This window comes from Paracoccus sp. C2R09 (assembly GCF_018860625.1).
In the GTDB taxonomy this organism is placed as follows: domain Bacteria; phylum Pseudomonadota; class Alphaproteobacteria; order Rhodobacterales; family Rhodobacteraceae; genus Paracoccus.
In genome coordinates, this window is record NZ_JAHKQB010000023.1 from 178,823 (window position 1) to 198,372 (window position 19,550).

The window sequence follows — 19,550 nt, forward strand, 5'->3', positions numbered from 1 at the left end:
AATGCCGGGGCTGGAGGGGCCCGGCACAATGCAGAAGCTTCAAGGGAGGGTAAGATGAAGCTCAAACCGCAATTGGCGACCACCACCGCATTGGTGCTGGCGATGGCCGGCCCCGCGCTGGCCGACATGGAGGCCGCGAAGGCCTTCCTCGATTCCGAGATCGGCGACATGTCGGTCCTGAACCGCGAGGAACAGGAGGCCGAGATGCAGTGGTTCGTCGACGCCGCCGAACCGCTGCGGGGCATGTCGATCAACGTCGTGTCGGAAACCATCACGACGCATGAATACGAAAGCCGGGTTCTTGCGCCCGCCTTTACCGCCATCACCGGAATCGAGGTGACCCACGACCTGATCGGCGAGGGCGACGTGGTCGAGAAGCTGCAGACCCAGATGCAGACCGGCGAGAACGTCTATGACATGTATGTCAACGATGCCGACCTGATCGGGACGCATTGGCGTTACCAGCAGGTCCGCAACATGACCGACTGGATGGCGGGCGAGGGGGCCGATTTCACCAACCCCGATCTCGACCTGGACGATTTCATCGGGCTGGCATCCACGACCGGGCCCGACGACAAGCTGTATCAGCTGCCGGTCCAGCAATTCGCCAACCTCTACTGGTTCCGCCACGACTGGTTCACCGACCCCGAGATCATGGCCGCCTTCAAGGAGGAATACGGCTATGACCTGGGCGTCCCGGTCAACTGGTCGGCCTACGAGGACATCGCCAAGTTCTTCACCGGGCGCGAGATCGACGGCCAGACGGTGTGGGGCAACATGGATTACGGCAAGAAAGACCCCAGCCTCGGCTGGCGCTTCACCGATGCCTGGATGTCCATGGCCGGCATGGGCGACAAGGGCGAACCCAACGGCTTTCCGGTCGATGAATGGGGCATCCGCGTCAACGAGAACTATCAGCCGGTGGGGTCCTGCGTGGCGCGCGGCGGGGCCACGAACAGCCCCGCTGCCGTCTATGCCATCGAGAAGTATATCGACTGGCTGAAGAACTATACCCCGCCAGCGGCAGGCGGCATGACCTTCAGCGAGGCGGGTCCGGTTCCCGCGCAGGGCAATATCGCCCAGCAGATGTTCTGGTACACCGCCTTCACCGCCGACATGGTCAAGGAAGGCCTGCCCGTCATGAACGAGGACGGCACGCCCAAATGGCGCATGGCACCGTCGCCCTATGGCGCCTACTGGGAAGAGGGGATGAAGGTCGGATACCAAGATGTGGGTTCGGCCACGCTGATGAAATCGACGCCGGTCGATCGCGCGCAGGCTGCATGGCTCTATGCGCAGTTCATCGTGTCGAAGACCGTGGACACGAAGAAGAGCCATGTCGGCCTGACCTTCGTGCGCGACAGTTCCGTCCGCCACGAGAGCTTTACCGAACGCGCGCCGAAGCTGGGTGGCCTGGTCGAGTTCTACCGCTCGCCCGATCGCACCCGCTGGTCGGATACCGGTCTGAACGTCCCTGACTATCCGCGCCTTGCGCAATTGTGGTGGCAGAATATCGGGGACGCGTCCTCGGGGGCCAAGACCGCGCAAGAGGCGCTCGACGCGCTGTGCGAACAGCAGGAATCGGTTCTGGACAGGCTTGAACGCTCGGGCGTTCAGGGCGATCTGGGGCCGGTCCTGAACGAGGAACAGGATGCCCAGTACTGGCTGGACCAGCCCGGCGCCCCGAAGCCCGCGCTGGAAAACGAGAAGCCGGAACCGCAGACCATTTCCTACGAGGAACTGATCACCCGCTGGCAGGAATGAGCCTGCCCGCTTGATGACGGAAGGGGCGCGATCCGTTCGCGCCCCTTCCAGATGCCGCAGAAAGGATACCAAGGCATGACCCACATTTTGGCCATCGACCAGGGAACGACATCGTCCCGCGCCATCGTCTTCGACGGCGAGATGGGCATCGTCGCGCAGGCGCAGGAGGAATTTCCCCAGCATTTTCCGCGCTCGGGCTGGGTCGAACACGATCCGGGCGACCTGTGGGCATCGACCGCCGCGACCTGCCGGTCCGCCATCGAGAAGGCGGGCAACCCCGCCATCGCGGCCATCGGCATCACCAACCAGCGCGAGACGACGCTGGTCTGGGACCGCAAGACCGGCAAGCCCGTCCACAACGCCATCGTCTGGCAGGACCGCCGCACCGCCGAGTTCTGCCGAGAGCTTGAGGCCGAGGGCCACGGGCGCATGATCACCGACCGCACGGGGCTGCTGGTCGATCCCTATTTCTCGGCCACCAAGCTGAAATGGATCCTCGACAACGTGGATGGCGCGCGGGCGCGTGCCGAGGCGGGCGATCTGGCCTTCGGCACCGTGGACAGCTGGCTGATCTGGAAGCTGACCGACGGCAAGGTCCATGCCACGGATGCGACGAATGCCGCGCGGACCATGCTGTACGACATCCACAAGGGCCGGTGGAGCACGACGATCTGCAAGCTGTTCGGCATCCCGCAGGCCATGCTGCCCGAGGTGCGCGACTGCGCCGCCGATTTCGGAGAGACGCGGGCCGACCTGTTCGGACGTCCGATCCCGATCAGCGGGGTCGCGGGTGATCAGCAGGCCGCGACCCTGGGGCAGGCCTGCTTCCAGCCGGGCATGATGAAATCCACCTATGGCACGGGCTGCTTTGCGCTGCTGAACACCGGCGACAAGCCCGTCGCCTCGACCAAGCGGCTCTTGACCACCATCGCCTATCAGCTGGACGGCAAGCCGACCTATGCGCTGGAGGGGTCGATCTTCATCGCGGGCGCGGTGGTGCAATGGCTGCGCGACGGGTTGCAGATCATCCGCAACGCCGCCGAGACGCAGCCCCTGGCCGAACGGGCCGACCCGGAACAGAACCTGGTGCTGGTGCCCGCCTTCACCGGGCTGGGGGCGCCCTATTGGCAGCCCGATTGCCGCGGCGCGATCTATGGCCTCACGCGCAATTCCGGCCCCGCCGAATTCGCCCGCGCCGCGTTGGAGAGCGTGGGCTATCAGACCCGCGACCTGCTGGAGGCGATGCAGGCCGACTGGGACCCCGAAGGCCAGCCCGCCCTGCGCGTCGATGGCGGGATGAGCGCCTCCGACTGGGCGATGCAGTTCCTGTCCGACATCCTGGGAACGCAGGTCGATCGCCCGAAGGTGCTGGAGACGACGGCCCTTGGGGCGGCATGGCTCGCGGGGCGGCATAACGGGCTCTATCCCGACCAGGAAGGTTTCGCGAAGGCCTGGGCGCTGGATCGCAGCTTCGAGCCGCAGATGGAAGCAAGGGATCGCGACGCCCGCGTGGCCCGCTGGAAGCGCGCGGTGGATGCGACCATGTCGATCTGAGCGCCCGGGCCGTCGTCGCGGCATCGTGTGCAGGCCCGTCAAATCGCGGGAAATTTCGGGATTGCGTGACGGGCTGCCTCGGGGCAGTTTCGGGGCGCAATCCTGAAGGGACGTTCCCCGATGACTTCCAACGACCCGTCCGCGCCGGTCAATATTCTGCTGGTCGGCGCGGGCCATGCGCATCTTGTGGCGATCCCGGCACTGCGGCGGGCGCTGCCCCATGCGCGCATCACCCTGATCGATCCGGGGTCCGAAGCCGCATATTCGGGGATGCTGCCCGGCGTGGTGGCGGGGCATTACCCGGTGGCCCGGATGATGGCGCCGCTGGACCGGATCGCGCGGATGCACAAGATCCACCTGCTGCGCGCCAGCGTGACGGGCATTGATCCGGAGCGTCGCCTGATCACGCTGATCGGACCGCAGGGTGCGGGGACGCGCAGCTATGACATCGCCTCGGTCGATATCGGGTCGCATGCCTGCCTGGGCGACATGCCGGGGTTCCGCGAACACGGCGCACCGGTCAAGCCGGTCGGGCCGTTCCAGCGCCGTTGGCAGCAGTTTCGCGAAACCGCCCCGCCGCGAAGCCCCGTCGTCCTGATCGGCGCGGGCCTTGCCGGGGTCGAGATCGCCTTTGCCATCCAGCATGTCCATGACGGCCCGGTGACCGTGATCGACAGCGGTCGCGCGCCCCTTGCGGGTCTGCCCCCGCGCGCGGGGGCACTGTTGCGGGGGTCCATGGCCGCGCAGGGGATCGTGCTGGTATCGGGTCGCCGCGTCGCGCGGGTCGGTTCGGATCACGTCGAACTGGATGACGGTCAACGGATCGCTTGCGCCTTTGCCATCGGGGCGGGGGGCGCACGCGCCTATGACTGGCCCGGCGCGACTTTGCCGGTCGACGGTTCCGGCTTCATCCGCGTGAATGCCGATCTGCGCGTCATGGGGCGCAACGATCTGTTCGCCGCCGGCGATTGCGCGGTGCAGGCCAATGCGCCCCGGCCCCGGGCCGGGGTCTATGCCGTGCGGCAGGGGCCGGTGCTGGCCGCCAATATCGCGGCGCTTGCCGATGGGCGGGCGCTTCAGGCGTTCCAGCCGCAGCGCGACTATCTCAAGCTGATCTCGCTTGGGGGGCGGCAGGCGGTGGCCGTCTGGAAAGGGATGTCCATCCGGGGGCGCGCGGCCTGGATGCTGAAGGATCGCATCGACCGCAGCTTCATGGCATCGCTTGCCGATTAGACCCCTCGCCCGTGCGGGCGAAACCGGCTAAGCATGGCGCGACAACGGAAGGAGCGCGACATGAGCCAGAAGGTCATCTTCGATACGGATCCCGGCGTGGATGATGCGCTTGCGCTCTATTACCTGCTGCGCCATCCGCAGATCGACCTGCTGGGCGTCACCACCGTCTTCGGAAACGCCCCGATCGAGGTGACGACCCGGAACGCGCGCTGGCTGCTGCGCGAATGGGGCCGTGACGACATCCCGGTCCATGCCGGGGCATCGGCGACCATGACGCGCGACATGGCGGACGAATCCTTTCCGACGCATATCCACGGGTTGAACGGGCTGGGCGACATTCCCATCGACATGCCCGCGGGACCGGTCAGCGAAACCGCCGCGCGCTTCATCGTGGAAACCGTGCGCGCCAATCCGGGGCAGGTCCGGATCCTTGCCGTGGGGCGCATGACGAACCTTGCGCGCGCGCTGGCGCTGGACCCCGGCATCGCCGGGCTGGTCCGGGATGTCGTCATCATGGGCGGCGCCTTCCGCGTGCCGGGGAACATCACCCCCGCAGCCGAGGCGAATATCTGGGGCGATGCGCAGGCCGCCGATATCGTGTTCGGTGCCAGATGGCCCGTCACCGCGATACCGCTGGACCTGACCACGCAGACCTTCATGGATGCCGCGACGCTGCACGATCTTGCCCGGCGCGGGGGCGAGGGGATGCGCCTCGTGGCCGAGCTGTCGCAGGACTATGTCGGCTTCTATCGCGGCGCGGGCTATGACGGGATGCTGGTGCATGATTGCTGCGCGGCGGTCTTCCTGACCGATCCCGACCTGTTCGCGCTGACCCATGGCGAGGTGCGCGTCGTGGATCGCGGCATCGCCCTGGGGCTGACGATCATGAATCCCGAGGATCGCAAGGGCCCGCCCGCCGATTGGGAGGGGCGGCCCCGCCAGTCCCACGCCCATGACGGCGATGCGGCCGCGATCCTTGCCCGCATCGACGAGGTCTGCACTGCACGCTGAGCAGTCATGCAGCTGTCGCATTGTACACCGAGAGCGAATTCAGAAGGCAGTAAACGAAGTCTAATCTTTCCCGATCACGGGGACTATCTCCCTCTCATCGGAACGGACCTGACCGCAGGCCGTACCCACGACATTCAGGAGATATGACATGAAAACCATCGTTTACGCATTCGCCGCCCTCGCCCTCGCAACCGGTGTCGCACAGGCCAGCAGCCAGGGCCCGATCGACGGTTCCGAACGTGCGGCTCAGCCGACCGTCACCGTCGAAGTCCCCGCAGGTTCGGTCATGACCACCCGCGAACTGGCCCAGGCAGGTCTTGACGCCGATACCCTGGTCCAGGTGACCAAGGTTGCCGCACCGCAAGGCACGGTTGATAATTCGAGCCGCGGCTACTACTAATCCGTGACCGAACAGCCCTGCCTTGCGCAGGGACCATCGGACCGCCCGCCCCGGCTTCGGGGGCAGGCGGTCCTTTTTGCATTTGCGGAGCCTGTCATGGATCTCAAGCCCCTTCGCGCCTTCGTCGCCATCATCGAGGAAGGCAGTTTTGCGGGGGCCGCGCGCAGGCTGGGCATTTCCAAGAGCATGTGCAGCAAGATGATCGCGGATCTCGAGGCCGATCTTGGCGGGCGCCTGCTGTCGCGATCGACACGCGCCGTGAAGCCCACCGCCGTGGGCATCGCCTTTCATGCCGAACTGACGCAGATCCTGGCGCAGCTGGATGCGGCCGCCGAGGCCGTCAAGGCGGCGGGCGAACATCCGGCCGGTCCGCTGAGGATCGCGGCCCCCGTGCAATACACGCTGAAGGTGCTGCAGCCGCATCTGTTCCGTTTCATGGACGATCACCCCGACATCCAGCTGGAACTGGTTCTCGAGGATGGACGATCCGAGATGGTCCGCGACGGTTTCGACGCGATGATCCGCATCGGAGAGCTGGAGGACAGCGCCCTTCATGCGCGCAGGTTGGACGATGCGCATATCCTGCTGGTCGCGGCCCCCGATTACATCGACCGGCATGGCAGCCCGCGCGTGCCCGCCGATCTGCGCGATCACGCCTGCCTGCATTATACCAATCTTCGCGGTCCGGGGACCTGGCCGCTGCGCAACGGAAACGAGGTGATCTATCAGAAGATCACCCCCGCCTTTTCCAGCAACAATGGCGATCTGCTGCGCGCCATGGCCGTGAACGGGCGCGGCATCGCGCTGGCCCCCGGTTTCCAGGTGGCCGAGGATCTGGCCGAGGGTCGGCTGGTGCAGGTCATGGCGGATTACGCGCTGCCGGGTGTTCCGGTCCATGTGCTCTATTCCAGCCGCAAGCTGGTCACCGCGGCACTGTCACGTTTTCTGGACTTTCTGGGTGGGCTCAAGCTGGTCTAGACTGTCCGCGCCATGATGCCGCAGTGTCGTGCCATCCGTTTGCGGCCATGTTCACCACATGGAGGGTCTGGATGTGTCCGTGGAGGATATCGCGATTGTCGGGGCCGGCATAACCGGGATCACCTGCGCCCGGGCGCTTTCGGGCCGCGGGATGCGGATCAGGCTGTTCGACAAGGGCCGTTTCATCGGGGGCAGGCTGGCTTCGTGCTGCACCGGCGACAACATGCATTTCGATCACGGCGCGCAGGGCATTCAATGCTCGACCCCGGAATTCCGGGCCTTCCTGGAAAAGGCGGGGGCGAAGCTTGCGCATTGGTCCATCGGGCCGGGCGACGAATGGTGCATCGGGACGCCGACCATGGTCGATCTGTCGCGCGCGCTGGCATCCGGTCTGGATGTGCTGCAGGGCGTGACCATCGAGAGGCTGCAGCGCGACGACGGGCTGTGGCACCTGTTTGCGGGGAACGACATGTTCCGCGCCCGCCAGCTGGTCCTGGCCATTCCCGCGCCGCAGGCCGCACGGCTTCTGGGGCCTGACCACGCCCTGCACGACCGGCTGTCGGCGGTGCGCTTCAATGCCTGTGCCACGCTGATGGCCGGGATCGACGCGCCGCCGCCCTTCACCACGAGGCTTGGCAGGGGCGCGGTCGCCTGGGTCGCGAATGACGGCGCCAAGCCCGGACGGCAGGGGCAGCGGCTTACGACATGGGTGGCGCAGGCGGATCCGGTGTTCAGCGCGCGCCATGTCGATACGCCCCTGGACGAGCTGGCGCGCATCATGGCGCCCGAGCTTCTCCGCGTCGTCGGCGCTCCCGAAGAGGCGCTGCAGCATGCGGTGGCGCATCGTTGGCGATATTCGCAGGTTTCGGTTCCCCTTGGCGCGCCATTCGTGGCCGATGCCGCGACGTCGGTGATCGTCGGCGGGGACTGGACGCTTGGCCCCTATGCCGAGGATGGCTGGGCCAGCGGTCGAGAGATGGCAGGACATCTTCTGGCGCGGGGCGTGGATGAGCGATGATCCCCGCAGCAGGCCGGTCCCCACGGGGCGGCTGTCGCGCATGGCGCGGATCGGGGGCCTGGCTGGCGGGATGGGCGCGCGGGCAGTGGCGCAGGGTCTGCGCGATCTGGGCAAGGGTCGGCGTCCCTCGGCATCCGATCTGTTCCTGACGCCGGCGAATGCGCTGCGGATGACCGATCAGCTGTCGCGGATGCGCGGCGCCGCGATGAAGCTGGGTCAGCTGATCTCGATGGATGCGGGGGCGGTCCTGCCGCCGGAACTGGCCGAGGTCATGGCGCGTCTGCGTGCGGATGCGGATCACATGCCGCCCAAGCAGCTGCGCGCGCAACTGGATGCGGCATGGGGGCAGGGCTGGATCCATCGGTTCGACCGTTTCGAGACGCGCCCCATCGCGGCGGCCTCGATCGGGCAGGTGCATCGCGCGCGGCTGAAGGACGGTCGCGATCTGGCGATCAAGGTCCAGTATCCGGGTGTCGCCGGCAGCATCGACAGCGACATCGCCAATCTGGGACTGCTGCTGCGCATGCCGGGCGTGACGCCCGCGGGGATCGATCTGCCGGTCCTGATGGCGGAAGCCCGGACGCAGCTGCGGCAAGAGGCCGACTACCTGCAAGAGGCCGAGGCCATGCGCGCCTATGCCCGGCATCTGGGCGACGATCCGGGCTTCATGCTGCCGCGTCCCGTGGAGGAGCTGACCACCAGCTCGGTCCTGGCGATGGATTTCATCGACAGCCAACCCATCGAGGTTCTGGCCGACGCCCCGCAGGAAACCCGCGACAGGGTTGGTCATCGGCTTGCGCAGCTGGTCACGAAAGAGTTGTTCCTGTTCGACCACATGCAGACCGATCCGAATTTCGCGAATTTCCGGTGGCATCCAAAATCCGAACGCATCGTCCTTCTGGATTTCGGGGCCACGCGCGGGTTCCGCCCCGAGGTCGCGCCGCAATACCTGGCGATGCTGCGGGCAGGCCTGTCGGGCGACCGGGATGCCATCGCGGCAGCGGCAGTGGATATCGGGTATTTCCGGGACAGGACCGCCCCCGATCATCAGGCGGCATTGCTGGACATGATGCAGATCGCCTTCGCGCCGCTGCGGCAGGGCGGGGTCTTCGACGTGGCGACGACGCAGATCCCCCAGCAGATCGCGGACTTGGCGCTGGATCTGGCGCGCAGCCGCGCGGCGGCTGAGATGCCGCCGCCCGACATCCTGTTCCTGCATCGCAAGTTGGGCGGGCTGTATCTGCTGCTTGCACGCCTGCATGCGCGGATCGATCTGGACCTGCTGTTCGATCCCGCAACGCTTCAGGCGATGATCGACAGGCGTTAGCCTTCGTTCAGGCGGTCGCCCACAAGGCGATCGATGCGGCGGAATTCATCGGCCATCGCGTGATCCAGCGCCTGCCCGACCGAAGGAACGGCGCCCGGATCCTCTTGCCCGTCGCGGGGCAGAAGACGGTCGGTCATGAAGCCGCGAATATCCTCGCGCGCGGCATCGGGCATGGCGGCGATCAGCCGCGCCAGCAACCGGCGCTGTGCCAGAAGGCGGCCTTCGAATTCGGAAATCTGTCGGTCGTCCATGATGTCCCCCGTTTGATGGCGGCCCCAGACGGCGGGGGCGCGCAAGGGAAATCCCCCGCGCGCCCGAACGGTTCCCGCAAGGCGGGTGGGTCAGCCCTGGGCCTTGGCCTCGGCCCGGCGGGCATGAAGCGCGGGTTCGGTATAGCCCGAGGGCTGGCGCGTGCCCGTCAGGATCAGATCGCGCGCGGCCTGGAAGGCGGGACCGTCAAAGCCCGGTGCCATGGGACGATAGGCCGGATCGCCCGCATTCTGCGCATCGACCTTGGCGGCCATGCGGCGCAGCGCATCCTCGACCTGATCGGTGGTCACCAGGCCGTGTTCCAGCCAGTTCGCCAGGTATTGCGCGCTGATGCGGCAGGTCGCGCGATCCTCCATCAGGGCCACGTCGTCGATATCGGGCACCTTGGAACAGCCGATACCCTGATCGACCCAACGCACGACATATCCCAGGATGCCCTGCGCGCTGTTTTCCAGCTCGCGCTCGATCTGGGCCTGGGACATGGGTTCGGTCGCCAGCGCGGGCGTCAGCAGCGTGTCCAGATCGGGCAGGGGGTTGGCGGTCATCCGATCCTGCACCTGGCCCACATCGACGGCATGGTAATGCATCGCATGCAGCGTGGCCGCCGTCGGGCTGGGCACCCAGGCGGTCGTGGCCCCCGATTTCGGGTGGCCGATCTTGGCCTCCAGCATCTCGGCCATGGCGTCGGGCTTGGCCCACATGCCCTTGCCGATCTGGGCGCGGCCCCGCATCCCGGCAGCAAGGCCGATCAGCACGTTGCGATCCTCGTAGGATTTCAACCAGCCGGCCGATTTCATCCCGTCGCGACCGACGAAGGCGCCCGCCTGCATCGAGGTGTGGATCTCGTCCCCGGTGCGGTCGAGGAAGCCCGTGTTGATGAAGAAGATCCGGTCGCGGATGGCATGGATGCAGGCCGCAAGGTTCGCGCTGGTGCGGCGTTCCTCGTCCATGAGGCCCAGCTTGACGGTATTTGCGGGCAGGCCCAGCACCTTCTCGACATGCGCGAAGATGCGATTTGCGAAATCGGCCTCGGCCGGGCCGTGCATCTTGGGCTTCACGACATAGATCGCGCCGCAGCGGCTGTTGCGGGGACCTTCGGTCTTGGCCAGATCGTGCATGGCGCAGGCGGTCGTGACCATCGCGTCCATCATGCCCTCGGGCGTGGGCTGGCCGTCCTTCAGCACCGCATCCGTCGTCATCAGATGGCCCACATTGCGCACCAGCAGCAGCGCACGGCCCTGCAGGGTCAGTTCGGATCCGTCGGGGCGCGTGAAGACGCGGTCGCCCTGCAGTCGGCGGGTCATGTCCTTGCCGCCCTTGCGGAACGTCTCGGCCAGATCGCCCTTCATCAGGCCCAGCCAGTTGGCATAGACGGCGGTCTTGTCCTCGGCATCCACCGCGGCGACGCTGTCCTCGCAATCCTGGATCGCGCTGAGCGCGGCCTCCATCACGACGTCGCGCAGGCCGGATTTCGATGCCGCCCCGATCGGGTCGGTCGGGTTGATCACCAGTTCGACATGCAGGCCGTTATGGCGCAGCAGGTATCCGGTATCGCCTCCATCGGTACGCGTGCCGATGAAGGCCGCCGGGTCGGCCAGGCGCACGGGCTGACCGCCGATGGTGGCGACAAGGCCCTGATCATCCGCGCCGTACCCCTCGACCGCGGTATGGCTGCCGCCGGTCAGCGGGAAGGTCTCGTCCAGGAAGGCCGCGACGCGGGCCACGACGGCATCGCGGCGATCCGCGTCGAACCCGCCCGAGGGGGCAGGCCCCATCACGTCGGACCCGTACATCGCATCATAGAGCGAGCCCCAACGCGCATTCGCCGCGTTCAGCGCGAAGCGCGCATTGCTGACCGGAACCACAAGTTGCGGACCTGCGAGGGTCGCGATCTCGGGGTCGATATCGCCGTTCTCGATGGTGAAGGGCGCGGGTTCGGGGACCAGGTATCCGATCCGGGTCAGGAAGGCGCGATAGGCGGCGGCGTCCCAGGACTGGTTGCCGCGCGCGCGATGCCAGTCGTCGATCTGGGTCTGCAGTTCCTCGCGCTTGGCCAGCAGGGCGCGGTTCTCGGGGGCGAAGCCGTCGATCAGGTCGGCATAGCCGCGCCAGAAGCGGTCGGCATCCACGCCCGTTCCGGGCAGGACGCGGGTCTCGATGAAATCGGCAAGCTGTGCGTCCACGGACAGGCCGTGGCGGTCGAGGCGTTCGGACATGGTTCCCCCTTCATGGCGCAGGAATTTCCCTTGGCATCCTGTCTAGGGCAGCGCGCGGAACTTGCCAAGAAAATAATGGAATGTTTTTCCATTGATGCGCGGAACATTGCCATGCCGGATCGCATGTCCGTTTTCGCGCCCGGAATGTCGCAAATCGGCAAAACCGCCACGGGGCGCCGATTATCGTGAGGGGGAAGGATGCACCCAGCCAGCAGGAATCGCGCCGCGCCATGACCAATCCGACCCCCACGGCCCAGCTTATCGCGCAGCGGCAGGCGAAGCATTCGCTGCCCCGCGATCTCTATTGCAGCGAGACGACCTATCGCGACGATCTGGAGATGATCTGGTACCGCGAATGGCTGTTCGCGGGGCCCGCGGCCGAATTGCCGAAGACCGGCAGTTTCACCACGATGCAGGTGGGCGAATACCCGGTGATCGTGACGCGGGGTGCGGACGGGCGCGTCCGGGCGTTCCACAATGTCTGCCGTCACCGGGGTCAGCGGCTTTGCGCGACGGCCAGCGGGACGAACCCCAAGCTGGTCTGCCCCTATCACCAATGGACCTACGACCTGGACGGCAAGCTGATCTTCGCCCGCGACATGGGCCCGGATTTCGATCCCTCGAAATACGGACTGAAGCCCGTCCATTGCGTGGACATCGCCGGGCTGATCTTCATCTGCCTTGCGAAGATCCCGCCGCCCATCAACGAGATGGCGGCCCAGATCATGCGCTATGTCGGGCCGCACGGGCTGAAGGATGCGCGCATCGCCCACAGCTCGACCATCGTGGAGCGGGGCAACTGGAAGCTGGTGATCGAGAACAACCGCGAATGCTATCACTGCGGGGGCAGCCATCCGTCGCTGTGCCGGACCTATTCCGACGACCCGTCCATGACCGCGATGGAGGGGCCCGACAGCGCCAGCCCCGAGATCATCGATCACTGGAAGCGCTGCGAGGGGGCCGATCTGCCGTCGCGCTTCGTGCACCATCCGCAGATGCAGTGGCGGCTGGCCCGCATCCCGCTGCTGAACCACGCCGAAAGCTATACCCTCAGCGGCAAGGCCGCCGTTCGGCAGCGCATGGGAACGGTTCCCTTCGCGGATGCGGGGGCGCTGCTGTTCTTCAACTATCCCAACACCTGGAACCACTTCCTGGCCGATCATTCCGTCGTCTTCCGCGTCGTCCCCATCGGTCCGACCGAAACGCAGGTGACGACGCATTGGCTGGTCCACAAGGACGCGGTCGAGGGGGTGGATTACGACCTGGCCGACCTGACCCATGTCTGGATGCACACGAATGACGAGGACCGGATCGTGGTCGAGGAGAACCAGGCGGGCATCCTGTCCCCGGCCTACGAGCCCGGACCCTATTCGACGCTGCAGGAAGAGGGCGTGATCCAGTTCACCGACTGGTATTGCGCGACGATGGCCGAACGGCTGGGCCCGCAGACGATGGCGGCCGAGTGATGGCGATGAAGCGGATGCGCCTGAACTGGTCGGCCGAACCCTGGTCGGACGACGAACAGCTGGAATGCGTGATGGTCACGCCCGAGACGCGGGATTGCGCGACATTCACCTTCCGCGCGCCTTCGGGGGCCTGGTTCGATTATTCGCCAGGGCAGTTCATCACCCTCGACCTGCCGGTTCCGGGCGGGAACGTGCAGCGAACCTATACGATCAGCTCGTCGCCCTCGCGGCCCTTGTCGATCTCGGTCACGGTCAAGGCGCAGCCGGATTCGGTGGGCACGCGCTGGATGCTGGACAAGCTGCGCCCCGGGATGCGGCTGCGCGCATTCGGCCCCGCGGGGATCTTCAGCTTCCATCGGCATCCGGCGCGGAAATACCTGTTCATCTCGGCCGGGTCGGGGATCACGCCGATGATGTCGATGACGACATGGGCCTGGGACCAGCCGCAGGATACCGACATCGTCTTCGTCCACGCGGCCCGCACCCCGTCCGAGATCATCTTCCGCGACCGGCTGGAGCAGTTCTCGTCTCGTGTGCCCGGGGTCCAGCTGCGTTTCACGGTCGAGGAGCTGGAGCCCTATCGGACCTGGCACGGATACCAGGGCCGCCTGTCGCAGATCATGCTGGGCCTGATGGCACCCGACTATCTTGACCGGGAAGTGTTCTGCTGCGGCCCCGAGCCCTTCATGCAGGCGGTGCGAGAGATGCTCGCATCGCTCGGCTACGACATGGACCGCTATCACCAGGAGAGCTTCGGCGCGCCGGTTGCGACCCTTGCCGAGGCCCCGGTGCTGGACGACGTGTCGCCCGACGAGGATGCGCGCGCCCAGGTCGTCTTTGCGGGCAGCGGCGTGGCGGCGGCCTGTTCGGAAACCGACACGGTGCTGGCCGTGGCCAAGCGCGCGGGCCTGAACATCCCCTCTGGCTGCACCTTCGGTCTGTGCGGCACCTGCCGGATCCGGAAACTGTCCGGCGAGGTGCATATGGTCCATAACGGCGGCATCAGCGACGAGGATATCGAGGAAGGCTGGATCCTCGCCTGCTGTGCCAATCCGATGGGTCGGATCGAGGTCGAGGTCTAGTCGATCAGGACCCGGTATTCGGGCTGACCGGCGATGCCTGCCGGGGCGTGGAAGACGCAGCCGTCTTCGGGTGCCGGATCGTCCAGACCCTGCAGGGCCGATGTCGCGAACAGCGTCGTCAGGTCCGGGCCGCCGAAGGCGGGGCAGCTGACATGGCGGGCGGGCATGTCGATCGCGCGGTCGAAACGACCTTCGGCATCATACCGCGCCACGCGCGACGCGCCCCATTGCGCGGTCCAGAAGCCGCCCTGCGTGTCGATCACCGCGCCGTCCGGGTTCAGCCCCTCGGCCGACAGGTCCAGCCATGGCTGGGGGTCGCCCGCGGGCCAGCCATCGGCATCCAGCGCGACGCGCCAGACGGTCGATCTGGCCGTGTCCGCGAAATGCGCCATGCGCCCGTCGGGCGTGAAGCAGATCGCGTTGGTGATCGTGATGTCCGGGAACAACCGCCGGATTTCGCCCTTGTGATAACGCCAGATCGATCCCGCGCCCTCTTCGGCGCTCAGGCCGATCGTTCCGATCCAGAAACCGCCCTGCGGATCGGCGCGGCCATCGTTCGATCGGGTGACGGGCTTGTCGGCCTCCAGCGGGACCAGTTCCTGGCTGGTGCCGTCGCGCAGGTCGAACAGCGACAGCGCACGGCTCGAGGCGACCAGCAGGCGGTCGCGATCCACGATCCCCGCCGCCGAGACGTGATCGTCGAAGCGCCATTCCTGCCGGTCGCTGTCAAGCGCCCGCATGAACATGCGGCGGCCCAGGATGTCGAACCAGATCAGCGCGTCGCGATCCGAATGCCACAGGGCGCCTTCGCCCAGGGCGCATTGGCGGTCGTCGAAGATCATGCTGCGACCTCGTCCCATGCGGCGACCATGCGGCGGGCCTTCTCGGCCACGATCCCGGGGGTGTCGCCCGGCTTGTACATCGACGACCCGATGCCGAATCCCGCGGCCCCGGCCTTGCGCCATTCGGCCATGTTGTCGGCGGACACGCCGCCCACGGCCCAGCATTCGGTGCCCTGCGGCAGGATCGCCCGCATGGCGCGCAGACCCACGGGGCCGATCAGTTCGCCCGGAAACAGTTTCAGCCCCGACGCCCCGGCATTCAGCGCGACGAAGGCCTCGGACGGGGTCATCACGCCCGGAAAGCTGTCCATGCCCGCCTGACGGGTGGCACGGATCACGTCTGCATCGCAATTGGGCGACAGGACCATCCGCCCGCCCGCATCTGCCACGGCCGCGACCTGATCGACATTCAGCACGGTGCCCGCGCCGATGGTGGCATCCTGCCCGAATTCGCGCGCGATCAACCGGATGCTGTCGATCGGATCGGGCGAATTCAGCGGGACCTCGATCCGGGTGACGCCCGCCTCGATCAGGGCGCGGGCGATGGCGGGGGCCTCGGGCGGGGTCAGGCCGCGCAGGATGGCGATGAGGGGTCGTGACATGGGGTCAACCTTCCGATCTGAAGCGGTCATATGCGGCGCTCAGCCCGGCCAGGGTCGCGTCCTCGACCGAGACGCTGCGGGGGGCCAGCCCCTGCGCGCTCAGCGCTTCGGAATAGAGCCGGGCCAAGCTGGATGCGCCGATGATGGTGATGTCGCTGCCAAGCCACCAGGGCTTGGTCGCCGCCAGTTCCCAGCCGATCAGCGTGCCCGACAGGCGCGCGCGGGCGATCTGGGGCGGCAGGTCGCCCAGCAACCCCTCGGCGCGGATCTGAAACAGGTTGCCATAGCCGCGCTCGGGGCGGGCCAAGGCGTCCGATACGGCGGCAAGGAAGGCGGGCATGTCGCATTCGCCGCCCTCGACCGAATGGCGCAGGACCGATTGTCCCGCGATCAGGCCGAAGATCTCGCCTGTCATGACGGATTTGAAGTTGCAGATCTCCTCGGCGGAAATGCGGACCCATTTGGTATGGGTGCCGGGCAGGCAGGCCACGCCGTCGAACTTGGGATGGGCGGCCAGAAGCCCCGCGATCTGGGTTTCCTCTCCACGCATGACATCGGCGGGATCGTCCTGCCGGAGGCCGCAGACGATGCGCACGGGCCGCCCGCCGGGGTCGCCCGGCACCGGCACGAGGCGCGGCGTGGCCGGACAGGGGACGGGGGCATAGGGGGCCTCGGACCAGCCCTGGCGCGACCCGACCATGCCGCTGGCGATGACCGGAACGGCGGGCCAGCCCGCGGTCGCCTCGGTCAGGACGGTGCCGTAATCCCCGGGCGCAAGGCCGCTCATGCCGCGGGGGTCGGTCCGGGCCTCGACGGGCACGCGGCCCGACATGGCCCAGAGCCGCAGGTTGGTCGTGCCCCAGTCGGCGGCGATCCAGTCGATCGTTCCTGTCACAAACGCTCTCCTTCGATGACGGCGATGGACTGCGGGAAGGCGGGCGGCAACGCAACCCCCTGCGCCATGAGAACTGCGCCGGACAGGGTGATTTCCCCCTCGGTCAGCGCGACACGAGAGGTCGCATGCCGCAAGGGCGCCTCGATCAGGCGCAGGCGATAGGTCGCGTCCGCGTCCAGCCCGGTCAGCCGCAGCAGCGGCGGCTGCAGCGCGACGGGCGCGGTGATCTGGGCCGCGAAGACCGCGAAGCGCGACCTGTCGGCGGCCAGCTGCATTTCGGCCAACGCGTCGTCGGGGCGGTCCAGCCGCCAGATGTCGCCCGCCATCATCCAGTCGCGATTGGCCTTCCACCAGGCGGTGACGCGGGTCAGGGTTGCGGCCTCGTCCTCGGTCAGCTCGTGGGGGTCCATCTCGAAGCCCATGTGCCGCTGCGCCGCGGTCCATGCGCGCAGGGCCATCGGCAGGACGCGGTGGCTGGTGTGACAGTCGCGCGGGCCGACATGGCTGCCCGTCGCGCAGGCGGGCAACAGCGATGCCGCGTGATGCTGAATGCGCAGCCGTTCCAGCGCGTCGTTGCTGTCCGACAGCCAGACCCGTCCGCAGCGGGTCAGGATACCCGCGTCGATGCGCCCCCCGCCCGAGGCGCAGCTTTCGAATTCGACGCCCGGATGCGCCGCCCGCAGCCGGTCCAGCAGGGCATAGACACCGCGCGTCTGGGCCGCGTCGGGGAAGGGCGTCAGCCGGTTGTGGTCCCATTTGACGTAATCGATGTCGTTATCGGACAGCACGGCGTCGATGCGGGCGAACAGGTGGTCGCGCACGTCCTTGCGGCTCATGTCCAGGTGCAGTTGGTTGCGGCCCCGGATCTGATCGGCGGGGCCCATGACCCAGTCGGGATGCGCACGGTGAAGGTCGCTGTCCTCGTTGATCATCTCTGGTTCGAACCACAGGCCGAAGCGCATGCCCAAGGCACGCACATGATCGATCAGCGGGCTGAAGCCTTCGGGGTGCTTACGCGGGTCGATGACCCAGTCCCCAAGCGACGAGGTGTCGTCGTCGCGCAGCCCGAACCAGCCATCGTCCAGCACGAAGCGCTCGGCCCCCAGTTCGGCGGCGCGGTCCGCGATGCGGCGCAGCTCGGCCTGGTCGTGGCGGAAATAGATCGCCTCCCACCCGTTGTAATGGACGGGGCGGGGCTGGCGCGCGGGCGGCAGGTGGTCGCGGATATGGCGCTGGAACGGGATCGCCGTGCCGTTCAGGCCCTCGTCGCTGCGTGCGACGATCATCTCGGCGGTGGCGAAGGCCGTGGCCGGGGCGCGTTCCGACCCGGTGACATGGCCCAGCTGCAACTGGCGGCGACCCTCGGGCAGGGTTTCGACCACCATGCGGTGACCGCCCGACCAGCCGTAATGAATGGCCAGGTTCTCGCCCCGCGTGTTGGTCGTGCCCTGGGCCGCAAGGATCATGTGCGGCGGATGTTCATGCCCCGAGCGCCCGGTGCGGGCCTCGCGCACCCGCATGCCGTGGTCCAGCACCGTCGTCACCGGTTGCCATTCGCGCGTCCAGCGACCCGCGAATTCGGTCAGCCGGTCCAGATGCGCGGGCAGGGGCAGCGCCCCCGCCGTCAGCCAGTGCAGCCGGATCGGCAGGTCGGATCGCAGCTGCGCCGAGATCGCGACAAGCCCGTGATCCAGCGCGCGGATGGTGAAGTCCAGCGCCAGCCCCTGCGCCTTGTGGCGCAGGGCAAGCGTGCCGCCGTCATGGTCCGCCCCGGCGAATTGCCATTCGGGTTCCAGCTGCGCGCCGTCGGGTCCGAAGGCCACCAGCCCCGGCTGCCCCGGAAAGCTGCGTCGCGCCTCGGGGGCCAGCGACAGGGGCGGCACCTGGTCCAGCATGCCGCCGGTGATGCCCCCGCGTCCCGCCGCGACCATCGCGGCAAGGTCGGTGCCGTCGGGCAGGGGCGCGCCCCAGTAGTGGCAGCAGGCAAGCCCGCCATCCGATCCGAAGACCAGCGTCTGTGTCGGGGTGTCGATACGCCAGAAGCTCATTTCACGGCACCGAGCGTCAGACCGGCGATGAAGTGCCGCTGCATCAGGAAGAACATCAGGACCGGCGGAAGCGCCGCCAGGATCGAACCCGCGCTGACGAGGTGCCAGGCCGCGATCCACTGTCCGTTCAGGCTGTTCAGACCCGCCGTGATAGGCTGCGTGCTGGCACCGGTGGTCAGGACGGTGGCCCAGAAGTAATCGTTCCAGATGAAGGTGAAGATCAGGACCGACAGCGCGGCGATGGCCGGACGCACCAGCGGCATGACGATGTGCCAGAAGATCTGCCACTCGCTCACGCCCTCGACGCGGGCGGCCTCGATCAGCTCCTTGGGCAGCGCCTTGATGAAGTTGCGCATGAACAGCGTGCAGAAGCCCGTCTGGAACGCGATGTGGAACAGCGCCAGCCCGGTGATGCTGTTGTACAGCCCCATGTTCACCGTCAGGTCGCGCACCGGCACCATCAGGATCTGGAAGGGCACGAAATTGCCCGCGACGAACATGAAGAACACCACCATCGACAGGCGGAACCGGTACACGGCCAGCGCGAAGCCTGTCAGGCAGGACAGCCCGACCGCGCCGATGACGACCGGAATGGTCACGCGGAAGCTGTTCCACAGGTATTGCGCGAAGGGCGAATTGCGGAACACGTCCAGATAGTTCTCGAAGGCGATGCGCGAGGGCATGCCGAAGTAGTTGCCCTGGGCCAGGTCGCTCGAAGGCCGGAACGAGGTCAGCGCGACCCCCAGAAGCGGCAGCAGCCACAGGATCAGCATGATCGGCAGGGCGATCTTGTATCCACGCTGCGCGGCAGGCGACAGGGTCTGGATGGGACGGGGAAACATGG

18 protein-coding genes are annotated in these 19,550 nt (G+C 67.1%); 11 read left to right on the forward strand and 7 right to left on the reverse strand.

Annotation, left to right across the window (positions count from 1 at the left end):
* Positions 1-54 precede the first annotated feature (54 nt).
* The 8 genes from KO490_RS08895 to KO490_RS08930 all read left to right on the forward strand — a co-directional run bounded on the left by KO490_RS08895 (position 55) and on the right by KO490_RS08930 (position 9,285).
* Entirely contained in the window at positions 55-1,764 is a 1,710-nt protein-coding gene (locus KO490_RS08895) for an ABC transporter substrate-binding protein (RefSeq protein WP_216019060.1), read from the forward strand.
* 75 nt (positions 1,765-1,839) lie between these two features.
* Positions 1,840-3,318, forward strand: coding sequence for a glycerol kinase GlpK (glpK, locus tag KO490_RS08900; protein ID WP_216019061.1), 1,479 nt, complete (start codon positions 1,840-1,842; stop codon positions 3,316-3,318).
* A 120-nt stretch (positions 3,319-3,438) separates the two neighbouring features.
* Positions 3,439-4,551, forward strand: a complete 1,113-nt coding sequence (locus KO490_RS08905) for an FAD-dependent oxidoreductase (protein ID WP_216019062.1) — start codon at positions 3,439-3,441, stop codon at positions 4,549-4,551.
* 60 nt (positions 4,552-4,611) lie between these two features.
* On the forward strand, positions 4,612-5,562 hold the full coding sequence (locus tag KO490_RS08910; protein ID WP_216019063.1) for a nucleoside hydrolase: 951 nt from the start codon (positions 4,612-4,614) through the stop codon (positions 5,560-5,562).
* Positions 5,563-5,710: 148 nt separating this feature from the next.
* Positions 5,711-5,962, forward strand: a complete 252-nt coding sequence (locus KO490_RS08915; RefSeq protein WP_216019064.1) for a hypothetical protein — start codon at positions 5,711-5,713, stop codon at positions 5,960-5,962.
* A gap of 96 nt (positions 5,963-6,058) precedes the next feature.
* On the forward strand, positions 6,059-6,940 hold the full coding sequence (locus tag KO490_RS08920; RefSeq protein ID WP_216019065.1) for a LysR family transcriptional regulator: 882 nt from the start codon (positions 6,059-6,061) through the stop codon (positions 6,938-6,940).
* A gap of 58 nt (positions 6,941-6,998) precedes the next feature.
* The gene (locus KO490_RS08925) at positions 6,999-7,958 is read left to right on the forward strand and encodes an NAD(P)/FAD-dependent oxidoreductase (protein ID WP_216019066.1); all 960 of its coding nucleotides are present in this window, start codon (positions 6,999-7,001) and stop codon (positions 7,956-7,958) included.
* Entirely contained in the window at positions 7,948-9,285 is a 1,338-nt protein-coding gene (locus KO490_RS08930) for an AarF/ABC1/UbiB kinase family protein (RefSeq protein WP_216019067.1), read from the forward strand. The genes KO490_RS08925 and KO490_RS08930 overlap by 11 nt, the downstream gene beginning before the upstream one ends.
* Here KO490_RS08930 and KO490_RS08935 read toward each other — a convergent pair.
* Both KO490_RS08935 and KO490_RS08940 read right to left on the reverse strand, forming a co-directional pair.
* Positions 9,282-9,536 (reverse strand): hypothetical protein, encoded by a 255-nt coding sequence (locus tag KO490_RS08935; protein ID WP_216019068.1) that lies wholly within the window; start codon positions 9,534-9,536, stop codon positions 9,282-9,284. The two genes, KO490_RS08930 and KO490_RS08935, sit on opposite strands and share 4 nt — an antisense overlap.
* A 90-nt stretch (positions 9,537-9,626) precedes the next feature.
* The gene (locus KO490_RS08940) at positions 9,627-11,771 is read right to left on the reverse strand and encodes a malate synthase G (RefSeq protein ID WP_216019069.1); all 2,145 of its coding nucleotides are present in this window, start codon (positions 11,769-11,771) and stop codon (positions 9,627-9,629) included.
* 12 nt (positions 11,772-11,783) lie between these two features.
* Here KO490_RS08940 and KO490_RS08945 point away from each other — a divergent pair, with 12 nt between their 5' ends.
* The 3 genes from KO490_RS08945 to KO490_RS08955 are packed head-to-tail and all read left to right on the forward strand — an operon-like array spanning position 11,784 to position 14,319.
* Positions 11,784-11,960: a hypothetical protein gene (locus KO490_RS08945; protein ID WP_216019070.1), complete on the forward strand. Its 177-nt coding sequence runs from the start codon at positions 11,784-11,786 to the stop codon at positions 11,958-11,960.
* Positions 11,961-12,001: 41 nt separating this feature from the next.
* A complete protein-coding gene (locus tag KO490_RS08950) occupies positions 12,002-13,237 on the forward strand; it encodes an SRPBCC family protein (RefSeq protein WP_216019071.1) in 1,236 nt (411 codons plus the stop codon).
* A gap of 5 nt (positions 13,238-13,242) precedes the next feature.
* On the forward strand, positions 13,243-14,319 hold the full coding sequence (locus KO490_RS08955; protein WP_216019072.1) for a hybrid-cluster NAD(P)-dependent oxidoreductase: 1,077 nt from the start codon (positions 13,243-13,245) through the stop codon (positions 14,317-14,319).
* Here the strand turns inward: KO490_RS08955 and KO490_RS08960 are convergent.
* From KO490_RS08960 to KO490_RS08980, 5 genes are read right to left on the reverse strand one after another with little or no spacing between them, the layout of a single operon-like run.
* Entirely contained in the window at positions 14,316-15,161 is an 846-nt protein-coding gene (locus tag KO490_RS08960; RefSeq protein ID WP_216019073.1) for an SMP-30/gluconolactonase/LRE family protein, read from the reverse strand. The genes KO490_RS08955 and KO490_RS08960 overlap by 4 nt on opposite strands.
* Complete coding sequence (locus KO490_RS08965; RefSeq protein ID WP_216019074.1) at positions 15,158-15,763, reverse strand: 2-dehydro-3-deoxy-6-phosphogalactonate aldolase; 606 nt, start codon at positions 15,761-15,763, stop codon at positions 15,158-15,160. Before KO490_RS08965 ends, KO490_RS08960 begins: the two co-directional genes overlap by 4 nt.
* A 4-nt stretch (positions 15,764-15,767) precedes the next feature.
* Positions 15,768-16,658, reverse strand: a complete 891-nt coding sequence (locus tag KO490_RS08970; protein WP_216019075.1) for a 2-dehydro-3-deoxygalactonokinase — start codon at positions 16,656-16,658, stop codon at positions 15,768-15,770.
* Positions 16,655-18,706 (reverse strand): alpha-galactosidase, encoded by a 2,052-nt coding sequence (locus KO490_RS08975; RefSeq protein ID WP_216019076.1) that lies wholly within the window; start codon positions 18,704-18,706, stop codon positions 16,655-16,657. The genes KO490_RS08970 and KO490_RS08975 overlap by 4 nt, the downstream gene beginning before the upstream one ends.
* Entirely contained in the window at positions 18,703-19,548 is an 846-nt protein-coding gene (locus KO490_RS08980; protein WP_216019077.1) for a carbohydrate ABC transporter permease, read from the reverse strand. The genes KO490_RS08975 and KO490_RS08980 overlap by 4 nt, the downstream gene beginning before the upstream one ends.
* Between the last annotated feature and the right edge of the window lie 2 nt (positions 19,549-19,550).